A 16553-nucleotide genomic window follows, 5' to 3' on the forward strand; every position below is an offset into this window, starting at 1 on the left:
GAGGGAGAATTTATGTCTAAGAGAATTAAGGGATTCAAAGGAATTATGTTGTCTATCGTGGCTTTGAGTTTGGTGTTCACATTAGCAGGTTGTGGAAATAAAGCAGCGGGTGATGCGAGTAAAGTAGTGATTTTGACCAATGCGGATGAAGAAGCTGTAGCCTCTATGGAGACTGCGCTAAAAGGTGCGGGGTACGAAGGGCAATATCTCTTTCAATCCTTGGGCACTTCTGAGCTGGGTGGAAAGCTGATGGCAGAGGGAGACAAAATTGAGGCTAACCTGATCACGATGAGCTCTTATTTTGTAGAAAGTGCGCAAGAGAAACATGGCATGTTTAAAGATCTATCGTTTACGACTAACGCGCTAGATTCCTATCCAGCGTACTATACGCCGATTTTGGCGAATACCGGTGCTATTTTTGTAAACACAGCGGTGCTTAAAGATAAGGGCTTGGCGATGCCAACGTCCATTAAGGATTTAACAAAACCAGAATTTAAAGGCTTGGTATCTGTTCCGAACATTATGGACTCTTCGACAGGCTGGTTGTTGGTTCAGGCGATTATTTCGCAATACGGGGAAGAAGAAGGTAAAACGGTTCTGCATGATTTAGTTGCTAATGTAGGCCCACATCTGGAAAGCTCCGGCTCCGGTCCGATTAAAAAGGTAAAAGCAGGAGAAGTGGCTGCAGGCTTTGGACTTCGTCATCAGGCAGTATTAGCTAAAGAAGAAGGCGCACCGATTGACTATGTAGATCCAACAGAAGGTAACTTCTCGCTTACAGAATCCGTAGCCGTGGTGAAAAAAGACGATGCAACGACAGAGCTGGCTATGAAAATGGCAGAAACCATTATTAAAGATGCTAGAAAAGACTTAATTACAAATTACCCAGTGGCTCTGTATAAAGATGAAACGGTTAGTGATATCCATAAGCCTGCACACAGTATGAAATTTGTTAAGCCGTTGACTGTGGAACTGCTGGAGCAACATCAACAATTCTTTAAAGAAAATAAATAAGATTAGAAGGAGTGTTAGGGCCATGAACAACTATAAATTGCTGACACCCGGTCCATTGACAACTACTAACACGGTCAAAGAGCAAATGCTCTTTGACCGTTGTACTTGGGACCAGGACTATAAGAACATTACACAACAAATCAGATCCAGACTTCTGGATTTGGCAAGGGCAACGAACGATGAATATACGACAGTTCTCATGCAGGGTAGTGGTACGTTTGCAGTGGAATCTGTGCTGACTACGGCGATTTCAGCGGATGATAAGCTTTTGATTATTACAAACGGTGCCTACGGAGAACGTATTGTGCAAATGGCGCAATATATCGGACTCCATTATCGTGTGTATAGTGCCCTATATAATGAATTCCCCCAAGAGGCAGAGCTTAGAGGGATTCTTAAAGAGGATGCAGCCATTACGCACATTGCGATGGTGCATTGCGAGACGACGACAGGGATTCTTAACCCGCTGGAGATGATCTCACAACTGGCAAAAGCCTACGATAAAACATTAATTATCGACGCGATGAGCAGCTTCGGTGGAATAGAGATTGATGTACCTGGGCTTGAAATTGACTATTTAATCAGCAGCGCCAATAAATGTATTCAGGGTGTTCCGGGATTTGGGTTTGTCATTGCAAAGCTGGATAAGCTGCTCACATGTAAAGGGAATGCACGTAGTCTATCACTTGATCTATACGATCAATGGAAGGCGATGGACGCGGATGGGAAATGGCGCTATACGTCTCCGACCCATGTAGTGGCTGCATTTTCGAAAGCGATTGTAGAACTGATCGAAGAAGGCGGCATTCCTGCAAGGGCAGCAAGATACCAGAATAATAACCGCATACTGAGAGAAAGACTTGCGAGAATAGGAATAGAGGCGTATATCACAGACGATAAGCAGTCTCCTATTATAACCACCTTTCTTTTTCCGAACGAGACGTTCAGCTTTGAAGATTTCTATGAATATGTGAAAGAAAAAGGCTACGTCCTCTACCCAGGCAAATTAACGGAGCACGACACCTTCCGGATTGGGAATATTGGTGAGATTTACGAAGAAGATATTCAGAACTTATGTAATATTATCGAAGCATACATGGGAGGAATGACACAATGAATCAAGTCGAAGGCGTAATTCTGGATTGGGCAGGAACAGCGGTTGATTTTGGCTGCTTTGCACCGGTGAATGTGTTCCTTGATATTTTTCGGGAAGCTGGGATTGAAGTTACGATGCAGGAAGCAAGAGCCCCCATGGGGATGCTGAAAATAGATCATATCCGTTCGATGTTATCCATGCCAAGAGTAGGTGCCTTGTGGGAAGAAAAGTATGGCAGAGCTTTTACTGAACAGGATGTAGAGAACCTGTATGCTGAATTCGAACCGGCATTGATGGCATCCTTATCCGAATATACTGATCCGATTCCGCAGGTTATTGAGACCGTCCAATTGCTCAGAAGCCAAGGACTAAAGATTGGTTCAACGACTGGATATACAGAGTCCATGATGGATGTTGTAATTCCGAATGCCGCTGGGAAGGGCTATCAACCGGATTATGTAATCACGCCAGATGGAACGCATTCACTGGGAAGACCTTACCCGTATATGATTTATCATAATATGGAAGCTTTAAAGCTATCGGCAGCATGGAAGGTTGTTAAGGTAGGCGATACGATTTCAGACATTCAAGAAGGTGTTAATGCAGGCGTCTGGTCCGTAGGTGTAATCATTGGAAGCTCTGAAATGGGCTTAAGCCAGGAGGAATTTAATGCACTTTCAGACGTGGAGAAGGAAACGGTGATCTCAGCGACACAGACCTCTTTTATTCAAAACGGGGCAGACTTTACGATTCAATCGATGAGTGAGCTGCCACAGCTGATTGGGCGAATCAATGTACTGATTTCTCAAGGAATCAGACCTTATGCGAGATAATCATGAGCTGAAAAGAGAAGGTGACATCAACTTTAGCCCCTTGCGGACAGAGTGGATGACCCAGTTAAGCGCTGTGAGTATAGATAGGATCAAAGCGGATGAGCGTGCATATATGCGACAATCCATGTCAACGCCGTGCTTGAACAGTATCGTAGATGCTGAGGGATGTTATATCACAGATGTGAATGGACGCAAATATCTTGATTTTCATGGAAATAGCATTCATCAGATTGGCTATAAGAATCCTTACGTAACTGAAGCTGTGAAAAAACAGCTCGACGAGCTACCGTTCATTCCAAGAAGATTTACGGCAGATATTGCGGTGAAAGCTGCAGAAGCTTTAATCAACAAAACGACCTCAAAGGACTATAAAGTATTATTTACGCCTTCCGGAAGTGCAGCTGTAGGCCTGGCCCTTAAGATTGCTCGCAAATGGACGGGGAAGCATAAGGTCATCTCCATGTGGGAGTCCTTCCATGGCGCGGGGCTGGACACAATCGCTGTCGGAGGAGAATACGTGTTTAAAAAGGACATGGGCCCGCAAATGCCTGGAATGCTGAAAGCCATTCCTTTTAACGCATACCGTAACCTGCTGGGAAGTCATTCCCATGAAGCAGTGGCTACCTTCTGCCTCGACTATCTGGAATATATGATTCAGCATGAGGGAGAGATCGGGGCGATCTTACTTGAGCCTATTCGGGCGACGGATACGCATATCCCGCCTATCTCTTATTTCACAAGATTAAGAAAAATATGTGATGAATATGGGATTCTGCTGATTTTTGATGAGATTCCTACAGCGCTGATGCGAAGCGGTAGGTTCTACGTCCATCAGAATTTCGATATCGAACCGGATATCCTCGTGCTCGGAAAAGGGTTAGGTGGAGGGGTGATCCCGCAAGCAGCGGTGCTTACCAGAACGCTATATGATTGTGCGGGGGATATTTCTTTGGGGCACTATACCCATGAAAAACCGGCGTTAGGAAGTGCAGCGATCTGTGCCACCATCGATTATATCGATGACTTAAATCTGCAGGAACAATGTATCAGCAGGTCTGAATTTGTAAGAGGGAAGCTTGACACTCTGTCGGCTAAACATCTTTGCATAGGAGATATCCGTATTGCTGGACTACTGATTTCTATTGAACTTGTGAAGTCCAGAGACACCAAAGAGAAGAATGAGGAATTAGCTGAGCGAGTACTGTATTATTGCTTGGAGAAGGGTCTTTCTTTTAAATTGGCTGGAGGAAACTGCATCACTTGGCATCCTCCGCTTATTGTATCTGAAGAGCAATTAACTTTTGCTGTTAATCTTCTGGATGAAGGATTGTGTAAATATAGTTGAGAGATAGGCAAGCTTCAAAACAGGTTTCTTCCGCTCCGTACATGGGGGGAGAAACCTGTTTTGTCGTTTAAGGAATGAAGACCTGCTCTTTTTGGGTAAGTTTAGAGTAACAGTTGAGCCAATAGATGAGATGAAGGGGACGGAAGTCCAAACATTCACCGCAGTTACAAGGTAGATTAATTATACGAATGGGCTGGAGCAGCATTTAAAAAGATACGCAACAGCTCGTCCACCGCAGTGTCTAGACGGGAATGATTGTTAGCTGCAAGCCAATCCTCTTGCACGATGATGTAGCTGCAGGAGCTGCTTTTTAAATAGTTGTATATAATTTGTGCTTCGTCAATTTCATGGCGAGTAATTGCTGCCGGGGCCTGGTTAAGTTCACCGCAGAAAGTGTCCATAATCGCTGATGTTATAACGGCTTGCAGGTAGGTAATATCGGGTTGATCGTATTCGAGCTTAGTATGCGCCAGGATACGATTGCCTTTGAGCAATATGAGTTTAAGCGTTTGTTCATCCATGGCCTCAAGGATCGCGATATTCTGATTCTCTGCAGCGAATTCGATAACCTTCTCTTTGTGATTCAGGAAGCTGATGGCTCCGATGTAATCCCTATATTTGGCGGCGGTTTCGAAGTCAAATTGCTCTGCAGCTTCAGTCATCTGTTGCTGCATCTCCACAAGGAGACTGGAATCCGTTCCGTTTAGTAGGGCTATGACTTTATCAATGATTGTATTATATTGAACGGCAGCATCGCCGCCAGCACACATCCCTATGCATAAGCCAAGCGAATGGTTTAGGCATAAAGAATTTTTGAAGCTTGGATTGCTGCAAAGGATTTTTGAGCTTTCCTTGATGCCTTGCACGGCTCTTTCCACGGTACTTCTGCTCGTGTAGGGGCCCCAAATATGGTTACCTTTTTGAACAGCAGGATCATAGGTAATCTCTAACGAAGGCATTTTATCATCCGTTCCTATTACGATATACGTATAGGCTTGCGGATTTTTCATTTTTCTATTGTACATGGGCTTTATTTCTTTAATTAATTTGCACTCCAGCATAAAAGCTTCGAATTCGGTATCTGTAAGGATAATATCCAAATCTTTAATATGGCGAACGAGCTGTTTTACCTTTGGGGAATGAGACTTCGAGTTTTGAAAATAGGATTTTACTCTCCGTTTCAGCTGTTTCGCCTTTCCCACATATATAATATGGCCGAGGCCATCTTTCATGAGATACACGCCGGGAGTCAGGGGAAGGCTTTTAAGTTTTTCTGTTAAATGAATAGTAACCCGCCCTCTCATAAGAGTTGTTTGACTGATAGTTTTAGTATAAGCCTGCAACCTTCATTTGTTCAAATCAGTCTAAAGAGCGAGGGATCAAAAACGAGGAGGGATCTTATGTACTTCGCAAGAAATATCGGTGGTTTGGCGCTGATAGCAGCTATGTTATGGCTTACAGCATGCAGAGGAACGCCAGAAGCGGGAACGGAACCGAAGGTGACCCCAGAACAGACGCAAATGCAGATGCCTGAGCAAACGCCAGAGCAGACACAAACTGCACAACCAGCGGCTACTACGGAGCCACTACAGGAGACGGAGCCATCAAGCACGGATCAGCCACTGGATCAGGAGGGACTTCCGCCAACTGTAGAGGAAGCTGCGACGACAGTCATAAGGTCTATTAAAAATAAGGATATGAAGCAATTGGCCGCATGGGTACATTCAGATAAAGGGTTACGTTTTTCTCCATACGCATACGTAGATACGAAGAATGATCTTGTATTCAGCAAGGATGAAGTGGAAGGATTAATGAATGACTCTACCAAAAGAGTCTGGCGAACATTTGCTGGATCGGGTGATTTAATTGAGCTGACATTCGCAGATTACTACAAGCGGTTTGTCTACGATGCAGACTTCATTCAGACGGCCGAAATTGCTGTGAACAAGGGGCTTGGGCAAGGTACAACGATCAATAACTTGAACGAAGTGTATCCCAAGGAGCAATATGATTTCGTTGAATATCATATTACTGGCATCGATCCTTCTGTCGAAGGGATGGACTGGCGCAGCCTGCGTCTAGTTTTCGAGAAGATTGGAGAGGATCATGCACTAGTAGGCATTATTCACGATCAATGGACACCCTGAGAAGTAAGAAATTCTTATTAGTCCTTGGGTAGTTTAGAACATGGGGGAGAACCCAAAAAACGAAGGTGCCTCAGTAGCCATTTTACGGCTTTTGGGGCACCTTCGTTTGATTCGTTCCATAAGAATCGAGTCCGGAGCTTTTATTGCGTAGCGCTAGATGTAGATCCAGATACCGATTTAGCGATCGCTTTATATCCCTCTGGCAGATAAGTGACAACAGATGCTTTTGAGATCACCTGTGCGTACATTTTTCCTGGTTCAGGAGCAGTCACATTAAAATAAATCACAGCGGTCTTGTCTTTGCCAAATTCGATTCGCTCAATCACTAGTCCATATCCAGAATGCGGTAAGTTGTTAACGGTCAACGTAGCCTTGTTTACTCCTTCACCCGCATTGGTTAGTGTAACCTCAGTCTCATAGGTTGGAGTAGTAGGGCTGCCATTAGACACAATTACGCGTTTGGCAAAAGCAGCTGCATCGTAGGTCATCGCGGCTGCTTCCGAACGGGTAATGGCATCATTTGGCCGGAAATTACCGTTCTTATCGAGTGTGGCGATATGTGTATTCAGCAGGATCTGGAGACTATTTATAACCTCTGTAGAAAGTTTATCGCCATCCTTAATGTCTACATACATGAGTGTAACCGGGAAGTTACCTTTACTTTGCAGTGCTTGCGTCAATAAGTGAGCGAACTGAGCACGGGTGATGGTTCCGTTAGGATCTACTGTTCGATCAAGTGAAAGACCATTTTGCTTGGCAGTCAGGAAGGCTGAAGCATACCAAGATTTGTCGTTCACCTTATCAAAATAATCACTAGCTTTGGATGAGCTGTTACCCGCCTCTGGCTTCGGAGACAGATTCAGACCCCCAACGATGAACTGAATCCCTTGGGCAAAGCTTACTTTAGATTTAGGCGCGAACTTATCTTTGTCTACTCCATTTATAATCCCCTCTTTATGCAGGGAGTTAATTTTTGCTTCCGCAGGATCACCTTTCAAATCCGAAAAAGCAAAAGCGGATGCTCCAAATGACAGGCTTGCTGCTAGAATACCGCAGGCTATCGTCATTGTTTTGACATTACTTATGAATAATGATTTCTTCATTATGCGTCACCTCCATACTCTTAGATGGTAGATTAGACCAAAATGTTGCAGGCAATTTAAAATATTATAAAGATTCAAGTAAAACGTTATCCGCGAAGGAGTGACTCGGCACCATCTACATAGATCTCAGTTCCTGTGACATGGAAAGACTCATCCGAGGCGAGAAATAACACTAGATTGGCTACTTGTTCAGGTTTACCGGGCGCATCTTCCAGAGGATGATTGCCTTTCGGAAATTCTACAGGAATCTTCACTTCTTGAAGATCATCACTCTTATCCGTATTATCTCCAATTTGAGTGTCGATTGATCCAGGACAGACCGCATTTACGCGGATACCGTATTGCGCCAGCTCTAACGCAGCCATTTTCATAAAAGCGACTTGTCCAGCCTTCGAAGAGGAGTACGCAGCAGCGCCGATGTTCGAGAACACTCGATTTCCGTTAATAGAGCTAGTGATAATGATGCTTCCGCCATTTTCTTTCATATGGGGGATAGCATATTTTACTGTGGCAAAGGTACTGCGTAGGTTGGTATCTAGCGTCTGGTCCCAATCTTCGATTTCTAGTGTTTCTATTGGAGCCCATGTACCATTAATGCCAGCATTCGCAAAAATGATATCAATCTTCCGAGCCTCATCCGCAACCTTACGAATACTTTCTTCGACAAGACCTGGATTGGAAACATCGCATTCGATAACTGTAGCTGTTCCTCCAATGGATTCAATTTCACGTTTAGTTTCATAGGATTCCTCAGGGGTGCGATCAAGCATATATACCTTAGCTCCGTGCTGGGCAAACCTTATGGCTGTAGCTTTCCCAATACCGGATCCTGCGCCTGTGACTACTGCAACTTTATTTTGCAAACGTTGATCTAACATGATGAATTTCCTCCTTGGCGTTAGACTTCTTACTTAGTAATTACATACCCGGCATAGCTGAATTTAACCAATTTAGTAGGAGGGTGGAACAACAAGGAGGGATGTATTACTATGAGACATAAGGATGTGTACAATATATATTTAGATCAATCTAGCTCATGATAGGGGTACTATAGATGATTCAGCAGCAGGGAGCAGAACGGATTAATGTGGGGATATTTGCCCATGTGGATGCCGGCAAGACAACAACAACAGAGCATATTTTGTATGAAAGCGGTCGCATTCGAGCGCTCGGCAGTGTAGACAGTGGGACAGCATTGACGGATTCTATGGATGTGGAGCGGCAACGAGGAATATCCGTTCGGGCGGCATTAGCTTCTTTTGAATGGAAAGGTGTGCAGATCAACCTCGTTGATACACCAGGACACGTCGATTTTCTGTCAGAGGTTGAACGGTCTTTGCGAGTGATGGATTGTGCGGTGCTAATTTTGTCGGCGGTAGAGGGTGTGCAGGCTCAAAGTGAGATGATCTGGAACGCGCTGAGGAAGCTGGGAATACCGACGCTTATTTTTATGAACAAAATGGATCGTGTAGGTGCAGACCCTGAGGCTGTGCTGGCGCAAGCGCGAAATTATTTGTCTAGTGATATCATTCCTGTACAGCAACCCACCGGGAAAGAGCAGGAGTACATAGGCGCAATAGATTTGTGGGGGAGCGATGCCGATCCTGCTGCACAGACTGAATTGTTGGAGGCATTGGCTGAGCGGGATGAAGATCTGCTAGAGACGTATATGTCAGGTAGTTCGATTGATCTTGCAGCTTGGAAAAAATATATGAAGACAGCTTCCGCTTCAGGACGCTTCTTCCCAATGGTTTATGGTGTTGCCGCCAAGGGTCTTGGCATTACTGCATTGCTGGACGCGATGGTTGAGTATTTTCCGCGAGCTGGTGGCAATGTTGAGGGGCCGGTGTCCGGTATTGTCTACAATATTCAGCGTGATAAAAGCATGGGGCGAATGGCGTTTGTCCGCCTTTATGAAGGAACGATCCGTAACCGCGATACGGTAATGAACTACACGCAGAATATTCAGGGAAAAGTGACCCAGATCCGCAAGGTCGAGGGCGGTCGTACTGAGGATGTCGGATCGCTTGAAGCGGGGGATATCGCTGTAATCTATGGTCTTTCAGGGGTACGGATCGGAGATGTGCTTGGCCATCCGGAGGCGATTCCTGCGGAGGCGAAGCTGGCTGTACCGCTGCTAACGGTACGGGTATTCTGGGAAACCGATATGGATGACCATAAGGTTATCGGAGCATTGCAGGAGCTGGCGGATGAAGATCCGCTCTTGGATGCGCAGTGGCTGCAGGATGAGCGAGAGCTGCATATCAAAGTAATGGGCCCTATCCAGCTGGAGATTCTGAACAGTGTTCTGGAGGAGCGGTATGCGCTGAAGGTTACCTTTGGTCAGCCTTCTGTCATTTATAAAGAGACGCCAGCCTCTGCTGGGGAAGGCTTTATCGCTTATACGATGCCGAAGCCGTGCTGGGCGATTCTGCGGTTTCAGATTGAGCCCGGACCTCCTGGCAGTGGTTTAGTTTATGATTCGGTAGTACGGAGTTCCGATCTGCTTCCGCAATATCAGAGCGAGACCGCACGCCGTGTACCAGAAGCCTTGCAACAGGGCTTGTACGGCTGGGAGGTTACCGATCTTAAAGTGACCTTAATCGAGGGACAGCATCATGTATGGCATACCCATCCACTGGATTTTGCCGTAGCGACTCCTATGGGGATTATGGATGGACTCGCGCGGGTAGGCACTAAGCTACTGGAGCCGATTCTTCAGGTTCGCATCGTTGTCCCTGAGGAGAATGGCGGCCGAGTGATGAACGACCTGGTTCAGATGCGCGGCACCTTCGAGCCACCTGTGCTGCAAGGCGAGCGGATGATCATCGAAGGCCGTCTGCCACTGGCAACGTCGCTTGATTATCCTGTTACTTTAAGCTCCTATACGAAGGGGCGTAGCACGTTCACTTCTTTTTTTGCCGGCTATGAAGAATCTCCGCCAGACGTATCCGCTGAGCGCACCCGCCGGGGCGTGAATCCATTAGATCAGGCGAAATATATATTAAGCGTGCGAAAGGCGCTGCAGGGGTGAGATAAAATGAAGATCAGAGAAGCAACAGCTAGTGATATAGACGGGATCGCTTTCGTCCACGCTACGAGTTGGAAAACCACGTATAAAGGACTAATATCAGACGAGTTTCTTGATAATTTCACAGTAGAAGCTAGAAGGAAGCGCTGGATTCAGAATTTTGAAAATCCCAATAAAGACGAGGTAATGTATGTTGCTGAAGATGAGTCTGGGATGATCATTGGCTTTGCAAATGGAGGGGCGCGAAGAGAGCCGGATCTCTACGATGCGGAGCTTTACGCACTTTATTTGCTTAAGGAACACCAAGGAAAAGGTCTAGGGAAGCAGCTCATAAGAAGTGTAGCACAGAATTTATTGAAGAAAAATTATAGCTCGTTCATGACTTGGGTGCTGGTGGGCAATCCGGCGATTCATTTCTACCACAGCGTTGGGGGAGAGTCTATCTCAAGTATAGAAGTTAAGATAGGGAATGAATTATTAGAAGAAATAAAAATAGGATGGCAAGACATTAGAGGCATAGGGATTGATGAATGACTTTTCACGCAAAAAAAGACTCATAAGGGATACAAAACGCATACCCCTTATGAGTATCATAATGATTTATTTAATGTACGTACGGCTGACCAGAACATCTGCAATTACATCTGTTGGAATGATGAATTCTCTAACGCCCATGTAGCCAGGAGCCACATCATATTTGTTAAAGGAAATAACCAGCTGGTACTTATCGTTGATATAGAAATCTTGATCTTTAGCTATATTTTCAAATTGATAAAAAAGGTCTTCATTGGGTTCATCTGTTGAAATCCAGTAGAACATATCTTTATCTGCTTTCATTTGGGAGCGCATCTGTTCTTTAATATTTTCACTTATGATACTGATATATCGATCATCCTTAAATAACATAGGCAGACTTAGCAGGATTTGATTCTTCTTGTCTATCGTATCGTGCTGCATTGTTGTTGACGATGAACCTACGGTATCTACCACGTATCTGCTAATAGCAAATAGCTCAGCATTGTCCGTTTTAACCTCAAAGCCTGTGTCGACCCCTAAATGCCCCTCTCCGGATTGCTTTAAAGACTCCATCTCTGCTTGAAACTCATCATATAGTTTTTTGTTTTCTTCGAGATATTTTTCATTCAGAGTCGATTCCAGCTCTTTATTCTCTAGGTTAGTAATGATGGGGACCTTTATGTCTGCATTATAGGTCTGCTCATCCACTTTGTATTCTCTAAAAGTTAGCACTTTAACAATACTGTCTACACCAGGTATAGCAGAGAAGGCATTGGCAATGTTAACATTGACATTAATTCCAATTACGAAAAATAGGGCTGCCGCACAAACTCCAGATATCCACTGGTAACGTATTCTTCTTATCTTCCTTTTCTTTAATGCTTTACTTACAACGAAATCTAATTCCTCAGGAATAGGGAGTTTGTTATAATCTTCTATAATTTTTTTGATTTGGTTATCCATTCTAATTGATCTCCTTTGAGGATTCTTCCTGCATGTTGACTCTTAATAACTGGAGTGCTTGATATAGTCTAGTCTTTACTGTATTGACGTTTTCATTTAATACTTCCGCAACTTCCTCGATCTTTAAATCTTCGATATATCTAAGGACGATGACATTTCGATACTTAAAAGGTAGATCATCCAGCGATCTTTCTAAATCAATATCTGGATACACGTCTACCGCACCAGGGATAAAAAAGTCGAGTGCTTCATCATCTACTGGTTGAACTCTTTTATGTTTCCTCAGAAAATCTAGTGAGGTAGTTACTACGATTCTAAACAACCAACTCTTTACGGATTCTGGTTTTTTTAGCAACCCTATAGAGGAGAGAGCTTTATAAATCGAATCCTGAACAACATCTAATGCATCCTCTTTGTTCTTCACATAGCTGTAAGCTAGACGGTATATGTTCTCCTTGTTATCTGTAATACAAAGAGTGAGTAATTTCTCTTTATTCCTCTTAAGCATATTCGTAAAACCCTTCTCTTTTTATATTGCGTAGCTTTAGTTTGTTAGATTACTATTCTCATTGATTCTCCTTTTGTATGGCTTTAGCTACAAGTGCGGCATAGGATTTGGCACCTTCTCGTTTTAGATGAACGCCATCCTCATAGAAGTAAGAGTCCTTTCCTTCGCTTGAGGAATGCCAGTCTACAACCATAGCATTTGGGAATTCTAAAGCCACTTTCTTAAGCAAGGTATTCACAGTATTTTGCCATTTTTTCGGTACACGTGTGTTTACTAGTACGACTTGCTGAACATCTTCAAGTGAAATAAGTAATTTCCGCAATTGATTGGAGTTAAAAGCTCCGTTTGTACCTAGATTAATGATCACTCGAGTGCCAAGTTTCCCCTTCGACCTAAGTTTATCGACCACTTCTTGTGCCTGTGACATCTGCCTGCCTACCTTACCATCGATAACAATGCCTGGCAGAAGTTCTTGTAGATAAGGAGCAGCATCGAGGATTACGGAATCACCTATCGCAGTAACACCTTTACCTGCTTCTTCTACCTGAGGCTGAGGTTCTGGCTTCTTCGGTGGATCTACTGGTACTGGTACAGGCACAGGTGTTGGTACATTTTGAGGGGGCACTAGTGTGACATTATGTTCATTCTTATCGGGATTAGTAATAGTGCCTGTATTTGGATCTGCGGATATCTTAGTATCCAAGTTGCTACTGCAGGATATGGACAATATGATTAACGGGACTGCAATAAAGATGAATAAGGGTCGAATCTTGAATTGCAGACGAATGCTTAATTTCGTACACCATCTTCCTAATAAACCTTGACGAATAGGTTCTTCGATATATTTCCACGATAGTGAGGCTAATAGGAGGCTAACTCCCAGCTGAAAAAGAACACGGAAACCATCGAACCCACCTGTATCTACTGTAGGATTAGTTAGAATGATGACTGGATAATGCCATATGTAAATACTATAGGAACGTACGCCAATCCAACGCAAGGGCTTGCAACCCATGATTTTAGCTAGTCGGCTCGCAGGATGTGCGAGTACAGCTATTACAATTGCGGAAAGGATCGACACTAGAACTAAGCCGCCATAATAAAGAAATTGTCCGTATTCATTCGTCCGCCAAATCATAAGAATGAGGGTGATTAATCCGATTGCACCACTGAAGTCAAGGATATAGCGAGATCTGCGTGAAATCTTATCGGTCAAATTTTGACTCGGCCATGCTAGAGCGAGAGCGGCTCCAATCAGTAGAGCAAAAGCTCGAGTATCAGTACCATAATAGACTCGGCTTGGGTCAACTCCAGGTTGATAGATTAGCGCCATAGCAAGTGCCGAGAGGAATGCCCCTGTTAGACACATCACAATGAGTTTACCTCGTTGAGGTGCAAGGCGTAACCCTACAATAATAACCAATGGCCAAATGAAGTAGAACTGTTCCTCAATAGCGAGCGACCACAAATGACCTATAGGAGAAGGAGGTCCAAAGCTCTCGAAATAAGATACATCGTGAAAAATAAGCCACCAGTTATTGAAGTATAACGTAGAAGATAGAAAGTCCCCTTGTAATGCTGCTAATCGTGAACGATCGAACAACAGAAGCCACATAGCAGTGACAAAAAGCATGACAAACATAGCAGGCAATAGCCGTCGCGCTCGTCTGATCCAGAAATCTTTAAGGTCGAACCGTCGGTCTTGCTTCCACCTTTGGATGATTTGATCCGTGATCAGATATCCAGACAGAACGAAGAATATTCCGACCCCTATAAGTCCTCCTGGAGCCCAATTGAGGTCGAGATGATACGCGATAACTGCGATCACAGAGAGTGCGCGAAGTCCATCTATTCCCGGCATATAACGCCTTCTAGTCGTGGAATTGTCAGGTTCTAAAGAGTTAGTCGGTGGTGTAACCTTGATTTCTTTCATGGTAGTTCATTCCTTCGTCATCAGTTGTCTTATGTCAGCAAGACGTATGACTAACTTAAAAAAGTTCTTAAACTTCTCTTGGTAAATAAAGGAGTGACCATGAATGGATCAGAAATCGGTACACAAGTGCCTATGAATTTAAAAAGGCATTCTAGAACAAAAAATCATTCTGGAATGCCATTAGCCTAATTAGCCGTTCTTAATTTCCACACGTAAAATATCGGTAACCATTTTAACCGGAACGTATATCGTATCGTTCTTTAGGATAGGAGCAGTACCTAAAGTGACAGGTGCCATTTTGGCAAAAAAGTAAGAATCTTTACCTAAGGTAACATTGGTCCACTGTGCACCTTTCTTCAACTCAGCTGAGCGCGACGTTTGATTCCACTTGATTTCATATCCTAAACGATTCGCCACATCTCGTAATGACACCATTGAAACCCCATTAGCATTCTTAAATGTAGCTATTGTACTTAAATCGAGCTTCGGGTTGTTCGTAATATGGGTACTGAAACGAAATTCAGGAGTTCCCATGGTGCCTGGAGCGATACTATATTTAGGGAAGAGGATGACAACCTCACCATTTTCAATATAAAAACCTTGTTCTTCGTCGATCCCTTTGAAATCCTCAATAAAATAGTTCTCAGGTTCCTCATTGATCTTCGCAAGGATACCGGTATTCAACTTTTCCTTAAAGTCGTTTCCAAAGAAATCTGACAAGGCAATCCGCTTCGCTTGTTTCGTATTAAATACATTGTATGTATCTACACGAGGCATACCCGTTCCACCAGTTTCACCTTGAGAAGTAACGACAAGTGATATCATTCCAGAAGGGTTATCCGTTTTATTTTCCTTTAAGTCATAAATAATATTAAGCTCATATGGGCGATACTCAAAACCAGCCTTTTTAGCGTCTGCAGCTGCTTCAGTTGCATCCTTTTCCCAAAGAGCAAGGTCTTTCTGCGCATTAGAGAGAATGACACTGTTGATCTCTTCTTGAGCCTTCGTATCCAACATACCTACGATCTGTGGCACTTTAATATTTGTATTCAGAAGCTCCGTTGAAGATGTGAGAATTACTTCTTTGATTTGGATCCCAGTGTTATTGATGGTGGAAATCGTTACAGCTGAAATCGGGGCATTGATGGCAGGCTTAGTCGTGTTCACTGCATCAGCAAAAGCAGTGCCATTCATTGGTAACATGCCAGCGCTTATTCCCATAACCGTTAATCCGACTACACCAAACTTCAATACGTTAAAAGGGCTCTTTTTCATTGTTTGTTCACGCTCCATTTCGTTGTAATAAGTGTGTTATTAGCGCACTTACTAGCAAGACGTATTAGGAGTGTTGAAAAGTTTGGGGGGGTAAATGTTGATCGAAATTCGTCATCTCGCAAGAGTTAATAGTCACTCCGAACCCTTTTCAGCCTTCTTCCGCGCCCGGAACCGCCGCACCTTCATGAGGTTGCCACAAGCTTTATCATCGCAGTACCGCTTAGAACGGTTACGTGTATCGTCGTAATAGACCCAGAGGCAATCGGGATTCTCGCAGATACGGAATCTTGAGGGTTCTTTTTCAAGCATAGCCTCCGCAAAAGACGCCGCTATCTCCGCCATCACCTGCTCCCAACCGCTATGTAGTGGCAATAATGAAATCTCCGCTTGCTCGGCACTTTTCCATACCATTCGCCGCGTAACAGGACCCTTGTCCATATAGATATTGAGCTGCTTCAGCATTTCTCCATCCATCGATTTTCCTTGTACAATAGCCTGTACCCAGTCCCATAATAGGGATCGAAGCTTCTTTAGCTGTTCCAGTTCTATCGTATTCGGCAGCTGTGTTTCTAGCAGAGCATGCTTCTTCAGCCATTTCGCAATCCACTCCGGATCTTCGAGTTCGTCCCGATCCTTATTCTTATCTCCTGTTCGCCAATCCCGCCAGTAACTATTAATGAAATCCTCCCACAACACGTCCTGTTCATCCTTTCCGCACAACTCTCGATTACAACGATTGTAACAGTTAAAAATAATATTAGCTAGTTACTTGATTGAACGATGGAAATA

15 protein-coding genes are annotated in these 16553 nt (G+C 44.0%); 7 read left to right on the top strand and 8 right to left on the bottom strand.

Features of this window, described 5'->3' with window-relative positions; all coding sequences use genetic code 11:
• Positions 1-12 precede the first annotated feature (12 nt).
• Genes MKY99_RS05755 through MKY99_RS05770 form a run of 4 tightly spaced genes read left to right on the top strand, consistent with a single transcriptional unit; the run spans position 13 to position 4288 of the window.
• The gene (locus tag MKY99_RS05755) at positions 13-1014 is read left to right on the top strand and encodes an extracellular solute-binding protein (RefSeq protein WP_076284032.1); all 1002 of its coding nucleotides are present in this window, start codon (positions 13-15) and stop codon (positions 1012-1014) included.
• Positions 1015-1036: 22 nt separating this feature from the next.
• Positions 1037-2131 (top strand): 2-aminoethylphosphonate--pyruvate transaminase, encoded by a 1095-nt coding sequence (gene phnW, locus MKY99_RS05760; protein WP_339269230.1) that lies wholly within the window; start codon positions 1037-1039, stop codon positions 2129-2131.
• Positions 2128-2943, top strand: a complete 816-nt coding sequence (gene phnX, locus MKY99_RS05765) for a phosphonoacetaldehyde hydrolase (RefSeq protein WP_339269232.1) — start codon at positions 2128-2130, stop codon at positions 2941-2943. Before phnW ends, phnX begins: the two co-directional genes overlap by 4 nt.
• A complete protein-coding gene (locus MKY99_RS05770) occupies positions 2933-4288 on the top strand; it encodes an aspartate aminotransferase family protein (protein ID WP_339269233.1) in 1356 nt (451 codons plus the stop codon). Before phnX ends, MKY99_RS05770 begins: the two co-directional genes overlap by 11 nt.
• A gap of 176 nt (positions 4289-4464) precedes the next feature.
• Here the strand turns inward: MKY99_RS05770 and MKY99_RS05775 are convergent, their stop codons facing one another.
• On the bottom strand, positions 4465-5592 hold the full coding sequence (locus tag MKY99_RS05775; protein WP_339269235.1) for a UvrB/UvrC motif-containing protein: 1128 nt from the start codon (positions 5590-5592) through the stop codon (positions 4465-4467).
• A 96-nt stretch (positions 5593-5688) separates the two neighbouring features.
• Here MKY99_RS05775 and MKY99_RS05780 point away from each other — a divergent pair, with 96 nt between their 5' ends.
• On the top strand, positions 5689-6435 hold the full coding sequence (locus tag MKY99_RS05780; protein WP_339269237.1) for a hypothetical protein: 747 nt from the start codon (positions 5689-5691) through the stop codon (positions 6433-6435).
• A 140-nt stretch (positions 6436-6575) separates the two neighbouring features.
• On the opposite strand, the gene MKY99_RS05785 is transcribed toward MKY99_RS05780, so the two are convergent.
• Together MKY99_RS05785 and MKY99_RS05790 are read right to left on the bottom strand one after the other, a co-directional pair.
• The gene (locus tag MKY99_RS05785; RefSeq protein ID WP_339269238.1) at positions 6576-7538 is read right to left on the bottom strand and encodes an S-layer homology domain-containing protein; all 963 of its coding nucleotides are present in this window, start codon (positions 7536-7538) and stop codon (positions 6576-6578) included.
• 86 nt (positions 7539-7624) lie between these two features.
• On the bottom strand, positions 7625-8416 hold the full coding sequence (locus MKY99_RS05790; RefSeq protein ID WP_042185493.1) for an SDR family NAD(P)-dependent oxidoreductase: 792 nt from the start codon (positions 8414-8416) through the stop codon (positions 7625-7627).
• 176 nt (positions 8417-8592) lie between these two features.
• Here MKY99_RS05790 and MKY99_RS05795 point away from each other — a divergent pair, with 176 nt between their 5' ends.
• Both MKY99_RS05795 and MKY99_RS05800 read left to right on the top strand, forming a co-directional pair.
• Positions 8593-10572: a translation factor GTPase family protein gene (locus tag MKY99_RS05795; RefSeq protein WP_339269240.1), complete on the top strand. Its 1980-nt coding sequence runs from the start codon at positions 8593-8595 to the stop codon at positions 10570-10572.
• A 6-nt stretch (positions 10573-10578) separates the two neighbouring features.
• Positions 10579-11103 carry a GNAT family N-acetyltransferase gene (locus tag MKY99_RS05800; protein ID WP_339269241.1) on the top strand — a complete coding sequence of 175 codons (525 nt, stop codon included), beginning with the start codon at positions 10579-10581 and terminating at the stop codon, positions 11101-11103.
• Between the two features lie 66 nt (positions 11104-11169).
• Here the strand turns inward: MKY99_RS05800 and MKY99_RS05805 are convergent, their stop codons facing one another.
• From MKY99_RS05805 to MKY99_RS05825, 5 genes are all read right to left on the bottom strand, one after another.
• A complete protein-coding gene (locus tag MKY99_RS05805; RefSeq protein WP_339269243.1) occupies positions 11170-12048 on the bottom strand; it encodes a DUF3298 domain-containing protein in 879 nt (292 codons plus the stop codon).
• Position 12049: 1 nt separating this feature from the next.
• A complete protein-coding gene (locus MKY99_RS05810) occupies positions 12050-12556 on the bottom strand; it encodes a sigma-70 family RNA polymerase sigma factor (protein ID WP_339269245.1) in 507 nt (168 codons plus the stop codon).
• Positions 12557-12614: 58 nt separating this feature from the next.
• Positions 12615-14489: an acyltransferase family protein gene (locus tag MKY99_RS05815; protein WP_339269247.1), complete on the bottom strand. Its 1875-nt coding sequence runs from the start codon at positions 14487-14489 to the stop codon at positions 12615-12617.
• Between the two features lie 189 nt (positions 14490-14678).
• A complete protein-coding gene (locus tag MKY99_RS05820) occupies positions 14679-15764 on the bottom strand; it encodes a stalk domain-containing protein (RefSeq protein ID WP_339269248.1) in 1086 nt (361 codons plus the stop codon).
• 132 nt (positions 15765-15896) lie between these two features.
• Positions 15897-16460: a CGNR zinc finger domain-containing protein gene (locus tag MKY99_RS05825; protein WP_339269250.1), complete on the bottom strand. Its 564-nt coding sequence runs from the start codon at positions 16458-16460 to the stop codon at positions 15897-15899.
• Positions 16461-16553: the final 93 nt, after the last annotated feature.

It is taken from the genome of Paenibacillus sp. FSL R5-0470 (genome assembly GCF_037975205.1).
Classification (GTDB): Bacteria; Bacillota; Bacilli; order Paenibacillales; family Paenibacillaceae; genus Paenibacillus_AQ.